At 72.2% G+C, this 14,538-nt stretch carries 10 protein-coding genes; 2 read left to right on the top strand and 8 right to left on the bottom strand.

Annotation, left to right across the window (positions count from 1 at the left end):
- Positions 1 to 252 precede the first annotated feature (252 nt).
- The 3 genes from ABD126_RS02535 to ABD126_RS02525 form a co-directional block, all read right to left on the bottom strand.
- Entirely contained in the window at positions 253 to 1,359 is a 1,107-nt protein-coding gene (locus ABD126_RS02535; protein ID WP_343931926.1) for a class II histone deacetylase, read from the bottom strand.
- Between the two features lie 761 nt (positions 1,360 to 2,120).
- Entirely contained in the window at positions 2,121 to 2,765 is a 645-nt protein-coding gene (locus ABD126_RS02530) for a hypothetical protein (RefSeq protein ID WP_343931925.1), read from the bottom strand.
- A gap of 25 nt (positions 2,766 to 2,790) precedes the next feature.
- Positions 2,791 to 3,534, bottom strand: a complete 744-nt coding sequence (locus tag ABD126_RS02525) for an ABC transporter ATP-binding protein (RefSeq protein WP_343931924.1) — start codon at positions 3,532 to 3,534, stop codon at positions 2,791 to 2,793.
- Between the two features lie 154 nt (positions 3,535 to 3,688).
- Here ABD126_RS02525 and ABD126_RS02520 point away from each other — a divergent pair, with 154 nt between their 5' ends.
- The gene (locus ABD126_RS02520) at positions 3,689 to 6,520 is read left to right on the top strand and encodes an aconitate hydratase (RefSeq protein WP_343931923.1); all 2,832 of its coding nucleotides are present in this window, start codon (positions 3,689 to 3,691) and stop codon (positions 6,518 to 6,520) included.
- Positions 6,521 to 6,616: 96 nt separating this feature from the next.
- The gene (locus ABD126_RS02515) at positions 6,617 to 7,807 is read left to right on the top strand and encodes a hypothetical protein (protein ID WP_343931922.1); all 1,191 of its coding nucleotides are present in this window, start codon (positions 6,617 to 6,619) and stop codon (positions 7,805 to 7,807) included.
- On the opposite strand, the gene ABD126_RS02510 is transcribed toward ABD126_RS02515, so the two are convergent.
- The 5 genes from ABD126_RS02510 to ABD126_RS02490 form a co-directional block, all read right to left on the bottom strand.
- Positions 7,804 to 9,411: an alpha/beta hydrolase gene (locus ABD126_RS02510; protein WP_343931921.1), complete on the bottom strand. Its 1,608-nt coding sequence runs from the start codon at positions 9,409 to 9,411 to the stop codon at positions 7,804 to 7,806. The genes ABD126_RS02515 and ABD126_RS02510 overlap by 4 nt on opposite strands.
- Positions 9,412 to 10,102: 691 nt before the next feature.
- Positions 10,103 to 11,077, bottom strand: a complete 975-nt coding sequence (gene egtD / locus ABD126_RS02505; RefSeq protein WP_343931920.1) for an L-histidine N(alpha)-methyltransferase — start codon at positions 11,075 to 11,077, stop codon at positions 10,103 to 10,105.
- On the bottom strand, positions 11,074 to 11,817 hold the full coding sequence (gene egtC / locus ABD126_RS02500) for an ergothioneine biosynthesis protein EgtC (protein ID WP_343931919.1): 744 nt from the start codon (positions 11,815 to 11,817) through the stop codon (positions 11,074 to 11,076). The genes egtD and egtC overlap by 4 nt, the downstream gene beginning before the upstream one ends.
- 1 nt (position 11,818) lies before the next feature.
- Positions 11,819 to 13,147: an ergothioneine biosynthesis protein EgtB gene (egtB, locus tag ABD126_RS02495; protein ID WP_343931918.1), complete on the bottom strand. Its 1,329-nt coding sequence runs from the start codon at positions 13,145 to 13,147 to the stop codon at positions 11,819 to 11,821.
- The gene (locus ABD126_RS02490; RefSeq protein ID WP_425542717.1) at positions 13,144 to 14,406 is read right to left on the bottom strand and encodes a glutamate-cysteine ligase family protein; all 1,263 of its coding nucleotides are present in this window, start codon (positions 14,404 to 14,406) and stop codon (positions 13,144 to 13,146) included. The genes egtB and ABD126_RS02490 overlap by 4 nt, the downstream gene beginning before the upstream one ends.
- Positions 14,407 to 14,538: the final 132 nt, after the last annotated feature.

Raw genomic sequence — 14,538 nt, 5'->3', positions numbered from 1 at the left:
TGGTGGGCACAGAGTGGTCCGGCGGGAGGCGTTCAGCGGTCCGTAAAAATACCGAAGTCCGCTGTTAACGCAGGTGAGGACTGCTCGCAAGCATGCCTCAAGCGGACGGGTCGCGATCCGCCGGCGGTCCACCGGACCGGTCGTCGCGCAGGGCGAACCCGGCCGGCGACCACCCACGATTCCCCGGCCCGGACCGCCCGTGCGGCGTAGTACGCCTCAGCCCGCGCAACCAGTCGGCGGGCGGGCTGAGGCTCAGCCGATGTCGGCGACCAGTTTCTCCGCCGCCGCGATGGCCGCGTCCTGGTGCGGTTGCAGCTCCTGCTGGCCCTGGTTGTCGAAGTTCACCGCGAACGGGTCCTCCAGCGGCTCCTCGACGCCCGCCAGCACCTCGATCACCGCGTGCGCGCAGAACGGCACGTACACGGGGTCGTACCCGCCTTCGTGCGCGAACGCGATCCGTCCACCGCACAGCGCCGCCGCCTCGTCCACCAGCATCCGCCCGATCTCCCGGTACCCCGACGCGGTCACCATCATCCGCGCCAACGGGTCCACGGCGTTCGCGTCGAACCCGGCCGCCACCAGGATCAGGTCGGGTCGGAACCGGCGCAGCGCGGGCAGCACGACCCGCCGCACCGCCTCCAGGTAGCCGCCGTTGCCCGTCCCGGGCGGCAGCGGGAGGTTCAGCGCGTACCCGAACCCGGCGCCCGAACCGCGCTCGGTCACGTGCCCCGAGTCGGGCGGGAACACGCGGTCCTGGTGCACCGAGATGGTCAGCACGTCCGGGTCGTCCTCGAACGCCGCCTGCGTGCCGTTGCCGTGGTGCACGTCGATGTCCACCACCGCGATCCGCCCCACGCCCCGTGACCGCCGCACCGAGGCCGCCGCGATGGCGACGTTGCCCAACAGGCAGAACCCCATCCCGACATCGGCCAGCGCGTGGTGACCGGGCGGGCGGACCAGGGCGTAGGCGTTGTCCACCTCGCCGTCCACCACCGCCTCCACCGCACGCACCACGCCCCCCGCCGCGAGCCGCGCGACGTCCAGCCCGCCGGGCCCGAACGGGCTGCCGCCGTCCCCGGCGTCGCCACCGGTGTCGTTGGCCGCGACCAGCCGGGCGAGGTGGCCGGGCGTGTGCACCAGCAGCACCTCCTCGTCGGTGACCGGGCGCGGGGCGAGCCGGGTCAGCCGGTCGACCAGCCCGCTGACCACGACCAGTTCGTGCACGCGCCGCTTGGCCTCGGCGTTCTCGAAGTGGCGGTGCGGCTGGAGCCCCCGCCGGGGGTCGGCGGGCAGCAGTCCGGCGTGCGTTCCGGTGTCGTGCCAGCCGTAGACCTCGTGGTACACGTAACCCGTCGACATGCGTCGGATCCTGGTCGCGGCGGGGGCGACGCGCTTGTCCACCAGCGCCCGGCGGTTGACCGTCGGCGATCGGCTCTTCCTCCCGGCGCAGGTGCGCTCCCGCGCCGCCGGCGCGCTGCTCCCGCGCCGCCGGCGCGGTGGGTTTCGCGCCGAAGGCGCGACGCCGTGCTGCAAGCCCACGGGAAGGGCCTCGGTCTTCCTCCGTACGGCCTGGGCGCAGCCCAACCACGGATCGCCGGGGTCGGCCTGAAAAAGTTTCGCGAGGAACGAGCGGGAGTTTTTTGGACGACCCCGGCGATCTGTGGTTGCCTCCGGCAGGCCGTGCGGAGGGAGACCGACGCTCTTCCCCTCCGGGGGCCTGCCGCGCGGCGAGCGCCGCTTTTCATCTTGAGAGCGCGCAGCGCGTTCGCTTGGGAGCGCTACGCGCGTTGCTCAACGCGCTTCAAGGGCTTGAACAGCGCAAACGCGCTGACGCGCTCGAAAGAAAAAGAGCCTCGCCGGCGGGCAGGCCGCCGGGGGAGGAAAAGAAAAAGAGGGGGCTTTTCCGTCCTCCCCGTATGGCCTGGCGGAGCCGACCACACTTTCCCGGGGTTGGTCGAAAAACTTTTGCTCGTTCCTCGCAAAACTTTTTGGCCCAACCCCGGGAAAGTGTGGTAGCCCTTCGGGCAGGCCATACGGGGAGGACGGAAAAGCCCAAAAGCAGGGGCGCTGCGCGCCCCGGAGGGCCTGGCGCTGCGCGCCCACGAAGCAAGAGCGTGCACTCAGGTTCGCCTTGGGCCGAGGGTGCGGGCCAGCCACGTCGCCCCGGTGGTCAAGGCCAGTGCGCACACGGCGGAGATGGTCAGGGCGGTGGGGATTCCACTGTCGCGGCCGAGTGCGCCCAGGATGTTGCCGATCGGTGGCACCTGGCCGAACAGGAACGCGGCGAACACCAGAGTCACCGCGAGCAGCACCGACCAACCGTGCTGGGTCACCACCGGACGCGCGCACAGCACGCCCACGCCGACGCCGGTCAGGCCGCACACCGTCATCGCCGCGAATCCGATCGCGATCACCGACAACGGGTACGACCGGGGCTGGGTCAACAAGGGCGCGAGAGTTGCCAAGATCACCACCAGGAGTGTGGCCAGTCCCGACAGCACCGTCACCGCCGCGTGCACCCGACCCCACCCGGCCGTCGCCACGGTCACCGTCCGCCGCACCGGGTCCTCCGCCGTCGCGATCACGATGGTCAGCCACACGGCCACCGGGTAGACGAACACGCACGTCCCCGCGTAGGCCGACAGCGGCGGGCCGGCGTCGGAGGAGTTGAGCATCGCCAGCACCGCCCCGAACAGCAGCAACGGCGGCAGCCAGCGCTGCGTGCGCAGCACGTCGGCCAGCAGGTAACGCACCAGCGCCGTCACGACCGCACCCTCCGCACCAACGCCGTCACGACCGCACGCTCCGCACCGAGCACCCCAGTTCCAAGACGGCCGCCAGCACCCGGTCGCTGTGCGCGGCGGCGACCTCGACCCGGGCTCCTGTGCCGACCGCCGCCGCCGAGAGCACCCCCTCCAGCGCGCTGACCTCGGGCAACAGCTCCCCCACCCGGGCCAGCTCGATCACCACCCCGGTCGCGGCGGCGCCCAGTGGCAGGACGCGGGCGCCGGGGAGGTCGTGGCCGTGGTGGTCGGTGACCAGGACCGACGCCGGAGTGGAGGCCAGGAAGGAACGCAGGGTGGAGGCGGCGGCCACGTCCAGGCCCGACCACGGCTCGTCCAGGACCAGCAGGTCACGTGCCGTCAACGCCTGGACCAGCGCGATCTTCTGGGTGTTGCCCTTCGACAAGGTGGCCATCGGGGCGTCCGGGTCGCCCACGAAGCCCAGCGCCTCGACCAGGTCCCACCGCGCCGGGACGCCGCGCACGGCCGCCTGGTGCCGCAGGTAGTCGCGGGCGCTCAACCGCACGCCCGACGGGAACCGCTCCGGCAGCCACCCCACCGACCGGGGCCGGGACACGGCGCCGACCGACGGCCTGCTCAGGCCGGCGGCGATGCGCAGCAGGGTGGACTTGCCCGAGCCGTTGCCGCCGGTGACGACCACCGCCTCGCCGGGTTCCACGGACAGCGACACGTCCCGCAGCACCCACGGACCCCGGCCGTACCGCTTCCCGATTCGATCAAGACGGACCACGGGTGTGATGATGCTCCGATCTACGTGGGGCCGGCTTGAAGCCGAATACAGGACACGCGTACTGTTTAGGTCGAGAGCGCGCCGCACTCCCGGGTGCGGAAGACTCACCAGAAGTTCCCAAACCGACTTTGCGCGTCACCAGATGGAGTTTCACGTGACTGCACCAGCGAGCAAGGACAGCTTCGGCGCCCGCGGCACGCTCACCGTGGGGGACGCCTCGTACGAGGTGTTCCGGCTGAGCGCGGTCGAGGGCGCCGAGCGTCTGCCGTACAGCTTGAAGATCCTGCTGGAGAACCTGCTGCGCACCGAGGACGGCGCGAACATCACCGCCGACCACGTGCGCGCCCTGGGTTCCTGGGACCCGTCCGCCGAGCCGGACACGGAGATCCAGTTCACCCCCGCCCGCGTGGTGATGCAGGACTTCACCGGCGTGCCCTGCGTGGTGGACCTCGCCACCATGCGCGAGGCGGTCACCCAGCTCGGCGGCGACCCGTCGAAGGTCAACCCGCTGGCCCCGGCCGAGCTGGTCATCGACCACTCGGTCATCGCCGACATCTTCGGCCGCCCGGACGCGTTCGAGCTGAACGTCGACCTGGAGTACGAGCGCAACAAGGAGCGCTACCAGTTCCTGCGCTGGGGCCAGACCGCGTTCGACGAGTTCAAGGTCGTCCCGCCGGGCACCGGCATCGTGCACCAGGTCAACATCGAGCACCTGGCGCGGGTGGTCATGGTCCGCGGTGGCCAGGCCTACCCGGACACGCTGGTCGGCACCGACTCGCACACCACGATGGTCAACGGCATCGGCGTGCTGGGCTGGGGCGTCGGCGGCATCGAGGCCGAGGCCGCCATGCTGGGCCAGCCGGTGTCGATGCTGATCCCGCGCGTGGTCGGCTTCAAGCTGCACGGCGAGCTGCCCGCCGGCGCGACCGCGACCGACCTGGTGCTCACGATCACCGAGATGCTGCGCAAGCACGGCGTGGTCGGCAAGTTCGTCGAGTTCTACGGCTCGGGCGTGGGCGCGGTGCCGCTGGCCAACCGCGCCACCATCGGCAACATGAGCCCGGAGTTCGGCTCGACCTGCGCGATCTTCCCGATCGACGGCGAGACCATCGACTACCTGAAGCTGACCGGCCGCTCGGCCGAGCAGCTCGCGCTGGTCGAGGCCTACGCCAAGGAGCAGGGCCTGTGGCACGACCCGGCGCACGAGCCGGTGTACTCCGAGACGCTGGAGCTGGACCTGTCGACGGTCGTCCCGTCGATCGCCGGCCCCAAGCGCCCGCAGGACCGCATCGAGCTGGCCAACGCCAAGGAGGCGTTCCGGCAGGCGCTGGGCGCGTACGTGACCGACACCGAGGACCACTCGAAGTCCACTGTGGACGAGGCCGTGGACGAGACGTTCCCGGCCAGCGACCCGATCTCGGTGTCCGACGGTGACGCGGGCGGCGAGCCGCGGGTGTTCCACTCCGCCGCCGAGGGCGCGCAGGGCCGGCCGTCCAACCCGGTGAAGGTGACCGTGGACGGCGCGGAGTTCGAGCTGGACCACGGCGCGGTCGCGATCGCCGCGATCACCTCGTGCACCAACACGTCCAACCCGTCGGTGATGATCGGCGCGGCGCTGCTGGCGAAGAAGGCCGTGGAGAAGGGCCTGGAGCGCAAGCCGTGGGTCAAGACGACCCTCGCGCCGGGCTCCAAGGTCGTCATGGACTACTACGAGCGCGCCGGCCTGCTGCCCTACCTGGAGAAGCTGGGCTTCCACCTGGTCGGCTACGGCTGCACCACGTGCATCGGCAACTCCGGCCCGCTGCAGGACGAGATCTCGGCCGGCATCAACTCCGGCGACCTGGCGGCGGTGTCGGTGCTGTCGGGCAACCGGAACTTCGAGGGCCGGATCAACCCCGACATCAAGATGAACTACCTCGCGTCCCCGCCGCTGGTGGTGGCCTACGCGCTGGCCGGTTCGATGGACAAGGACATCACCACCGAGCCGCTGGGCACCGACCAGCAGGGCAACCCGGTGTACCTGTCCGACATCTGGCCGTCGCCGCAGGAGATCTCCGAGGTCGTCGCGTCGTCGATCTCGCCGGAGGGCTTCACCAAGGGCTACGCGGACGTGTTCGCGGGCGACCAGCGCTGGCAGTCGCTGCCCACGCCGACCGGCAAGACCTTCGAGTGGGACGCCGAGAGCACCTACGTGCGCAAGCCCCCGTACTTCGAGGGCATGGAGATGCAGCCGAAGCCGGTCACCGAGATCGGCGGCGCGCGCGTGCTGGCGCTGCTGGGCGACTCGGTCACCACCGACCACATCTCCCCGGCCGGCGCGATCAAGGCCGACTCGCCCGCGGGCAAGTACCTCACCGAGCACGGCGTGGAGCGCAAGGACTTCAACTCCTACGGTTCCCGCCGCGGCAACCACGAGGTGATGATCCGGGGCACGTTCGCCAACATCCGCCTGCGCAACCTGCTGCTCGCCGACGAGAACAACGGGCAGGGCGTGCAGGGCGGGTTCACCCGCGACTTCCTGGCCGACGGCGCGCCGCAGACCACCATCTACGACGCGTCGGTGGCCTACGCCGAGGCCGGTGTGCCGCTGGTGGTGCTGGCGGGCAAGGAGTACGGCTCCGGCTCGTCCCGCGACTGGGCGGCGAAGGGCACCTCGCTGCTGGGCGTGCGGGCGGTCATCGCCGAGTCCTTCGAGCGCATCCACCGGTCGAACCTGATCGGCATGGGCGTCCTGCCGCTGCAGTTCCCGGCCGGCGAGTCCGCGTCGTCGCTGGGCCTGGACGGCACGGAGACCTACGACTTCACCGGCATCACCGCCCTGAACGACGGTGAGACGCCGCGCACGGTCAAGGTCGTGGCCACGAAGGCGGACGGCGCGAAGGTGGAGTTCGACGCGGTGGTCCGCATCGACACGCCGGGTGAGGCCGACTACTACCGCAACGGCGGCATCATGCAGTACGTGCTGCGCAAGATGGTCCGCAGCTAGTCGCTCGACGTGGAGGGGCCGTCCACCCGTTCGGGGTGGGCGGCCCCTTTGTCGTGATCGGGCTCGCTAGGGTGAACGCCTTCGAGGGGGTCGAGGATGTTCGCGTTGGTGTCGGTGGGGCTGCTCAGCACGCTGTGGGAGTACGGGCCGCTGGTCGGCGCGGGTGTGCTGGCGGTGGTGACCGGGTGGACCCGGTCGGTGCGGTTGGGGGCGGCCACGGCGGCGTTCCTCGTGGCGGCGCTGGTCGGGGACCAGCCGTTCCCGGCGGTGGTCGCGTTGGCCGGGGCGTTGCTGCTCGCGGCGCACGACGTGCACGCGCGGCGGCCGGGTGAGTGGTTCGGGTTGCTGGCGATCGGGGTGGGCGTGCTGGTCGCGTTCCTCGGCGCGGAGTGGCAGGCGTTCCCGCTGGTCCTGGAGGACAGCTCCGCCGACATCACCTTCTACGCGGTGCACGTGGAGCGGTCGGCGTCGACCGTGTTCGCGGGCGGGACTTCGATGTCGGACTGGGCGTTGTCCGTGGTCGTCGCGCTGGTGGTGGCGGTGGGGTTGGCGTTGTGGGCGTGGCGGGCGCGGAGCCTCATGGTGCTCGCGACCGCCTCCGGTTACCTCGCCGCCGCCTGGTACGTCCAGCCCGAGGTGTCCGCGCCGGGGATGCAGTTCCTGAGCCAGCGGCAGTTCGAGGCGGCGCTCGCCACGGCGGACGCGGCCGTGCGGCCGGAGGTGGTGCTGCTCGCCGGGGCGGCGGTGGCGTTCGCGGTGGCGCACGGCCGGCGGGACTGGGTGCCGCTGGCGGTCGTCGGGCCGTTGAGCACGCTGTGGGAGTACGGGGTGGCCGTGGGGACGCCCGTGCTGCTGGTCCTGGCGTGGCGGTGGCGCAGCACCCGGCTGGCCGGCGCGGCGGCGGCCTTCGCGGTCGCGGGGCTCGTCGGGACGCAACCCGTCCCGGCCCTGGTGGCGCTCGCCGGCGTGGTGGTGATCGCGGCGCACGACCTGCACGCCCGCCGGCCCGGGGTGTGGTTCCCGTTGCTCGTGGTCGGCACCGGGCTGTTCCTCGTGGCCGCCAACTGGTTCGCGGCGGCGGGGACCGAGACCTCCGGCTGGTTCGCCTACATGCCGCTGACCCCGACCCCCGACTTCCACATGGGGTGGGTGGACGGGCGGGTGCGCGAGCTCCCGCCGTGGTGGTTCAGCGTGGACCCGCTGGTGGTGTTCTACCCGTCGGCGCTGGTGCTGGCCGGTGCGGCGGTCGCGCTCGTCCTGCGCGACCGCCGCACGCGAACCCTTTAGAACGGCTGGACGTTGGGCTGGAAGACCTGCCCGGCGGCCGGCGTCTTGAGGTTCACCAGGTAGTCGGTCACCGCGGTGTCCGCACCCGCGCTGTCACCCAGGATGCAGTGGCCGAACGCGTCCACGCTCAGCAGCACCGCGTTGCCGAGCTGACGGGTCATGCGCTGGGAGAACTTGTACTGCGTCGCCGGGTCGTAGTAGTTGCCCACCACGACGACCGGGTTCTTGGTGCGCTTGTTCCACGGACCCGCGTACCGGTCCGGCTTGGGCACCGGCCACGACGCGCAGGTCAGCAGGTCGGACGCGGCTTGCTGGCGGCCGAACGTGGGCGACTCGCGCTCCCACTTCGCCGCCACGTACGGGAACAGCTCCGGGATCCGCAGGAACGGCTTGTCGGTGCAGTTCACGCCGTAGTACGAGTCGTCGGACAGGTACTCCGCGTCCGCCAAGCCCGCCCGCACGTCGGCCATGCCGTGCTTGTTGGCCAACGGCTTCTCCAGCTCCGGCTCCGCCTGCGCGGTCAGCGCGGCGGACGGGTGCAGCACGCCGTAGATCGACTGCAGCCACGCCGCGAGCGCCTTGAACCGGGTCGGCGCGTACAGGTCGCCGGTGACCCGGCCGATGTAGCCGGCGTAGGTCACGACCTGGCCCGAGGGCAGGGTGATCGGCGCCTTGCGCAGCGCGTCGCGCACCTCGTCGAACTTGGCCCGCGGGTCGCCGTCGCTGTACGCGCACTTGGCGCCCTCGGCGTCGCAGCGCTTGAGGAACGCGTCCAGGGCCAGTTCGAAGCCCTGCGCGCGCTGCCGGTCGTACTCGGCGCCGTTGCTGGTGCGCAGCGCCGGGTCCACGTTGCCGTCCAGCACCAGCGCCCGCGACCGCTGCGGGAACAGGTTGGCGTAGGTCGCGCCGAGCAGCGTGCCGTAGGAGAAGCCGACGAAGGTCAGCTCGCGGTCGCCCACGCCCTGGCGGAGCAGGTCGAGGTCACGCGCCACGTCCTCGGTGGACATGTGGTGCAGCAACGGCCCGGCGACCTTGGCGCACGAGTCGGTGTAGTCCTTGGTCGCGTCCATCGTGTCGCGGATCTCGGTGCGGGTGACCGGGACCGGCGACATGCGCCCGAAGACGGCGTTGGCCTCTTCCTCGGTCTTGAAGCAGCGCAACGGGGTGCTGCGCCCGACACCCCGCGGGTCGAACCCGATGAGGTCGAACCGCTGCATGACCTCGGGCTGGAAGAACGAGCTGCCGTACGCGGAGTAGATGAGCCCGGCGCCACCGGGTCCACCGGGGTTGATGAACAGCGAGCCGACCTTGTTGGCCTGGTCGGTCGCGGGCGCCTTCATCAGGGCGATGGTGATCTTCTCACCGCGCGGCTTGCGGTGGTCCAGCGGAACGGGGTGGTTGGCACAGGTGACCCGTTCCCGCTGGGCGGCGGGGATCTGCGCCAACACGTCGTCGGCGCACTTGCTCCACTGGACGGGCGCGCCGGCCAGGGCGTCCCGGGCGTCCTGCCCGTCCTGCGCGACGGCGGAACCGGTCGCCACGAGCCCGGACACCGCGGTGCCCAACGCCAGCGCGGCGACCAACGTTCTAGAACCAAACTTCACGAGCGGTGCTCCCTCGCGTCCGAGTCGGTGCCGCCCCTCGTCGAAATTCCACGGCACCGTCGCGCGAGGCTCCCACCCGCGGGGAACGGGGAACACCCGCAGAACGGAGGGTTTCCACCGACCGATCGGCCCACTGCGCCGGAGGGGAGGGCTGTCCCGGGTTGCGCGGGCTGTGCGGTCGGCGGTCAGGCCTGCGCCACACCGGCCCCCACACCCACCCCGCGCCACACGAACCCCCACACCCGCCCCGCGCCACAACACCCCGCGCCACACGCGCCCCGCCACACGCGCCTCGCGCCTTTGCTGCCTGCGCCGCCTAGAGCTGAGGCTGTGTCGCTTCGGGCGTTCCGCCCGCCCACCCCCACCCAGGCCACCCCGCAAAAGCCCCAACTGCACCGCCTTCGGCGGGGCCGCCTGCGGCGGCCGGCACGGCCTGGCTTCGCCGGCCGTGCGACCCGAGCGCGCAGCGCTCGGGTCTGCGCGCGAAGCGCGCTTGGCGCGCCCCGCGCGCCTGGCGCGCCCCGCGCGCCTGGCTTGTGCGGGGTCGGCCTGGGTGGGGGTGGGCGGGCGGAACGCCCGAAGCGACACGGCCCGCTCAACGCCCAGAAGCCGCGCGGGGCGGGGCGTCGCGTCACGCCGCGGCCCGACGGGCCGGGGGAAGGGCACGCGCCTCCCCCGGCCCGGTCAGGGGTCAGCCGAGGGCGCGGGCCAGGGACAGTGCGAACCGGCCCTGCTCGTCGGTCCACCACCGGTGCAGTTCGAAGCCCGCCTCCGCCAGCTCCCGCGTCACGCCCTCCCGCCGGAACTTGGCCGACACCTCCGTCCGCAACTCCTCCCCCGCCGCGAACTCGACGTCCAGCCCCAACGCCTCGACGTGGACCGAGGCCGCCCGATCGGCCCGCAGGCGCATCTCGATCCACTCCTCCTCGGCGTTCCACAGGGCGATGTGCCGGAACCCCTCGGGCACGAAGTCCGCCCCCAGCTCCCGGTTGAGCACCCGCAGCACGTTGCGGTTGAACTCGGCGGTCACGCCGCGGGCGTCGTCGTAGGCCCGTACCAGCACCTCCGGGTCCTTCACCAGGTCCGTGCCCAGCAGCAGCCACTCCCCCGGCTCCAGCACCTCCCGCACCGAGGCGTAGAACTTCTCCCGCTCCTCCGGGATCAGGTTGCCGATAGTGCCGCCCAGGAACGCCACCAGCCGCGGCGACGCCCCCGGCAGCAGGCCGAGGTGCTCGGTGAAGTCGCCGACCACGCCGTGCACCTTCAGTCCCGGGTAGTCGGCCATGATCTGCTTCGCCGCGTCGGTCAGGGCCGACACCGACACGTCCAGCGGCACGAACTCGTTGAGGGTTCCGTGGTCGCGCAACGCGTCCAGCAGCAGCCTGGTCTTCTCCGAGGACCCCGAACCCAGCTCCACCAGCGCGTGCGCGCCGGTGGTCGCGGCGATCTCGCCCGCGCGGGCCACGAGGATCTCGCGTTCGGCCCGCGTCGGGTAGTACTCGTCCAGCCGGGTGATCTCCTCGAACAGGTCGCTGCCCACGGCGTCGTAGAACCACTTCGGCGAGACCCACTTCGGGCTCGCGGTCAGGCCCGCCTTCGCCTCCGCCCGGAGCGCGACCGCGGCCTCCTCCGGGGTCAGGTGCACGTCCAGCACTGGCTCGGTCATCGTCGTCCCATCGGTTGAACGTCCACTGTGGAGGGATCCGCCACGACCACGTGCCCCTCGGGCACCTCCCGCCAGCGCGGGTCGTCGTCGAGCGGTTCCGAGGACACGGTCACCGCGTCGTCGGCGCGGCGGACCCACAGCGAGTGGGTCCAGGTGGTGCCGACGAGCACGGAGCCGTTGGTGAGCAACAGGTTCAGCCGCGAGCCGGGAGCGGCGGCGGCCACTTCGGCGACCACGTCCGCCACGGCTCGCGCCGGCGGCGTGGTGGCCAGGCGCGCCCGCACCAGCGCCCACAGCAGGGCGGAGTCGGTGGGCGCGTCCAGGGTCAGCAGGTCGGTGGTGGGCAGGGTCTTGGCCAGGTCGGCGACCGATCCCGGCCAGTCGGTGACGCGGCCGTTGTGGCTGAACAGCCACTGGCCGTCGGTGAACGGCGCGCACGCGGTCTCCACGACCGGCATGCCGACCGTGGCCGAGCGGACGGCGGCCAGGACCGCCGGCGAGACCAGGACCCGGCTCAGCGCAGCCAGGTTCTCGTCCGCCCACAACGTCCCGACCCGGCGGTAGCGCACCGCCCGGCCCGGCGCCGGGTACCACCCGACGCCGTAGCCGTCGACGTTCACCGTGCCGCCGCCGCGCATGTCCCGCGGCGCGTAGGACTGGTGCAGCAGCGAGTGCGGCGGGTCGTGCACGAGACTCGCGACGGGCACGGCGGGGCCGAGGTAACCCAGGTGGCGGCACACGTCAGGACAGCTCCTCCGGCCGCGCGTCCCGCGCGCAGCGGAAGCCCGCGAAGATCTGCCGCCGGATCGGGTAGTCCCAGTTGCGGAACGTGGCCCGCACCGCCGCCTGGTCGCTGCCGAACGACCCGCCGCGCAGCACCTTGTAGTCCGGTCCGAAGAAGACCTGCGAGTACTCCGCGTACGGGAACACCTCGAACCCGGCGTAGCCGTGGAAGTCCGAACTGGTCCACTCCCACACGTCACCGATGAGCTGGTGCACGCCCAACGGCGACGCGCCCGCCGGGTACGCGCCCACCGGGGCCGGGGACAGGTGCCGCTGGTCGAGGTTGGCGTGCGCCTCCGTCGGGTCCTCGTCGCCCCACGGGTAGCGCCGGGACCGGCCGGTCGCCGGGTCGAAGCGGGCGGCCTTCTCCCACTCGACCTCGGTGGGCAGCCGCTTGCCCGCCCACTTCGCGTACGCCTCGGCCTCGTGGTAGCAGACGTGGACCACCGGCTGGTCCGGGTCGAGCGGCGCGGTGACGCCGAACGCCGTGCGGAACCACTGGTCCCCTTCGCGCTCCCAGAACCTCGGGGCCACCAGGGAGGCCTTCTGGACGTGCGCCCAGCCGGCCTCGGACCACCAGCGGGGGTCGGTGTAGCCGCCGGCGGCGATGAACTCGGCGTAGGCGCGGTTGGTGACCGGGGTCGTGTCGATGAAGAACGGGTCGGTGAACGCCTGGTGCGCGGGGCGTTCGTTGTCCAGCGCCCACGCCTCGGTGGACGTGCCCATGGTGAAGGGGCCGCCGGGCACCAGCACCTCCGGCGGGCCGACCGGGCCGCCGCGCGGCGGTGGCGGCGCGTCGAGCACCGGCGGGCCGACGCGCAGCTGGTGGGTGGCCAGCATGGTCTCGTCGTGCTGCTGCTCGTGCTGCACGATCATGCCGAACGCGAACCCGCCGTCGAGCAGGCGGCGGCCCTCCAGCGGGCTGGTCTCCAGCACGTCGAAGACCTTGTCCCGCACCTCGGTGACGTACTTGCGGGCCTCCGCCGGGCCCAGCAGCGGCAGCTCGGGGCGCACCGCGCGGGCGTGCTTGAACGCGTCGTAGAGCTCGTCGATGTCCTGGCGCACCGGCTCGCGCCCGCCGACGTCGCGGACGAGCCACAGCTCCTCCTGGTTGCCGATGTGGGCGAGGTCCCACACCAGCGGCGACATCAGCTTGGAGTGCTGGCGCACCAGGTCGTGGTCGTCCACCGCGCTGGTGAGCAGCTCGCTGCGCCGCCGCGCGCGGGTGAGCTGCGCGGCGACGTGGTCGCGGACCCGTTCGGTCCCCTCGGTGAACTGGCTGGTCATGATCGGCCCCCTCCGGTCTTCTCAGCTCCGGTCTTCTCGGCGAGTTGTCGGTGCAGTCGCGCGGCGATGGCGTCGGTCTGGCCCACGGGCAGGTCCGTGCGGTGCAGCGCCGCGCAGCCCAGCTCGACCACGTCGCGCGCGGCCCGCGCCAGCACCGGGTCGGCCAGGCCGTGGCGGGCGGCGGCCAGCCAGCGGTTCGCGGCGGTCTCGGTGGCGGCGAGCACACCGTCCACCACGGACCGGTCGCTGAACAGCGCGGCCAGCAGCACCACCGGCGGCTGCCACTGCCCGTCCGGCGGCGTGTCGAGGTAGCGGACCTCCAGGTAGCCGCGCGGGCGCACCGGCGGGAACTGGAGGGTCAGGTGGTAGTCGAGGTCGTCGGTGGTGGGCTGGACCGGCAGGGCGCCGTCGATCCAGTCGGCGAAGGAGAACGTGTGCGGCGGGAACCAGTTGGGCCCCGGCCTTCGCACGACGATCACCGGGGTGTCCAGCACGCGCCGCGCGTAGGCCGCCGCCGGGTCCGCGCAGACCGCCGCCGGGCGGGTGCGGACCGGGTCGGTGGCGTAGAGGCTGCGCATGCGGGCGCTGGCCCACTCGGTGCGCCGGCCGCCGACGCCGGGCGAGTTGGCGAACAACGCCATGAGCACGGGGCCGAGCGCGTGCACGGCGGCCCAGCGCGCGGGCAGGTCCTCCTTGAGGCCGAAGTCCAGGCACACCTGGAGACCGGCCGTGCTGCACATCATCGTGAGGCCTTCGGGGCCCAGGGGGGCGAAGGCCTGTTCCATCGCCGCGTACCGGGGGACCCGCAACACCCGGCGCGGTGGTCGGTGGGGATCGGCGCCGCGGTGCCCGAGGACGAGGCCGTGGGGCTCCAGCAGGCGGGTGAGGTGGTCGATGTCGTCCGCGACGGTCCCCAGCAGCTCGGTCAGGGAGGTGCTCGGCGGGGTGGAGATCTCGACCTGGCCGCCCGGTTCGACGGTGAGCGGCGTGCCGCCGGGAAGCGGCTGTTGGGGGCTGTCGGGGACCAGCGTGGGTGGCGCGTGCTTGCCCAGAGCGGCTGCCAGTGCGGTCGCGTCGACGGGCTTGCTGTGGTCTTCTCGGTGGTGGACGGTCCATTCGATCTCGACTCCGAGCAGCCTCGGAGGTCCGTGCTTGAAGCAGACCGAGGCGACGTAGGCCTCGGCCTCCGCTCGGTCCCGGAACACCGCCGGGCTCGGCCCCGCGGGCGGGGTGTTACGGACAGCAGTCACTTTCGGCACTCCCCGTGATCACACTCGTCGTTCCGACGCTACACGGGGGGACCGACAATCGCATGCCCGGAAAAGCCTTGCGCACCAAGGACAACCGCCGTTCGCGTGATGTATTCGGGGCGTTTCGGACAGTGTCCGCTC

It is taken from the genome of Saccharothrix mutabilis subsp. mutabilis (assembly GCF_039521145.1).
In the GTDB taxonomy this organism is placed as follows: domain Bacteria; phylum Actinomycetota; class Actinomycetes; order Mycobacteriales; family Pseudonocardiaceae; genus Actinosynnema; species Actinosynnema mutabilis.
Note: the sequence above shows the minus strand (reverse complement) of the source record. Positions and strands in the feature narration are given on the sequence as shown.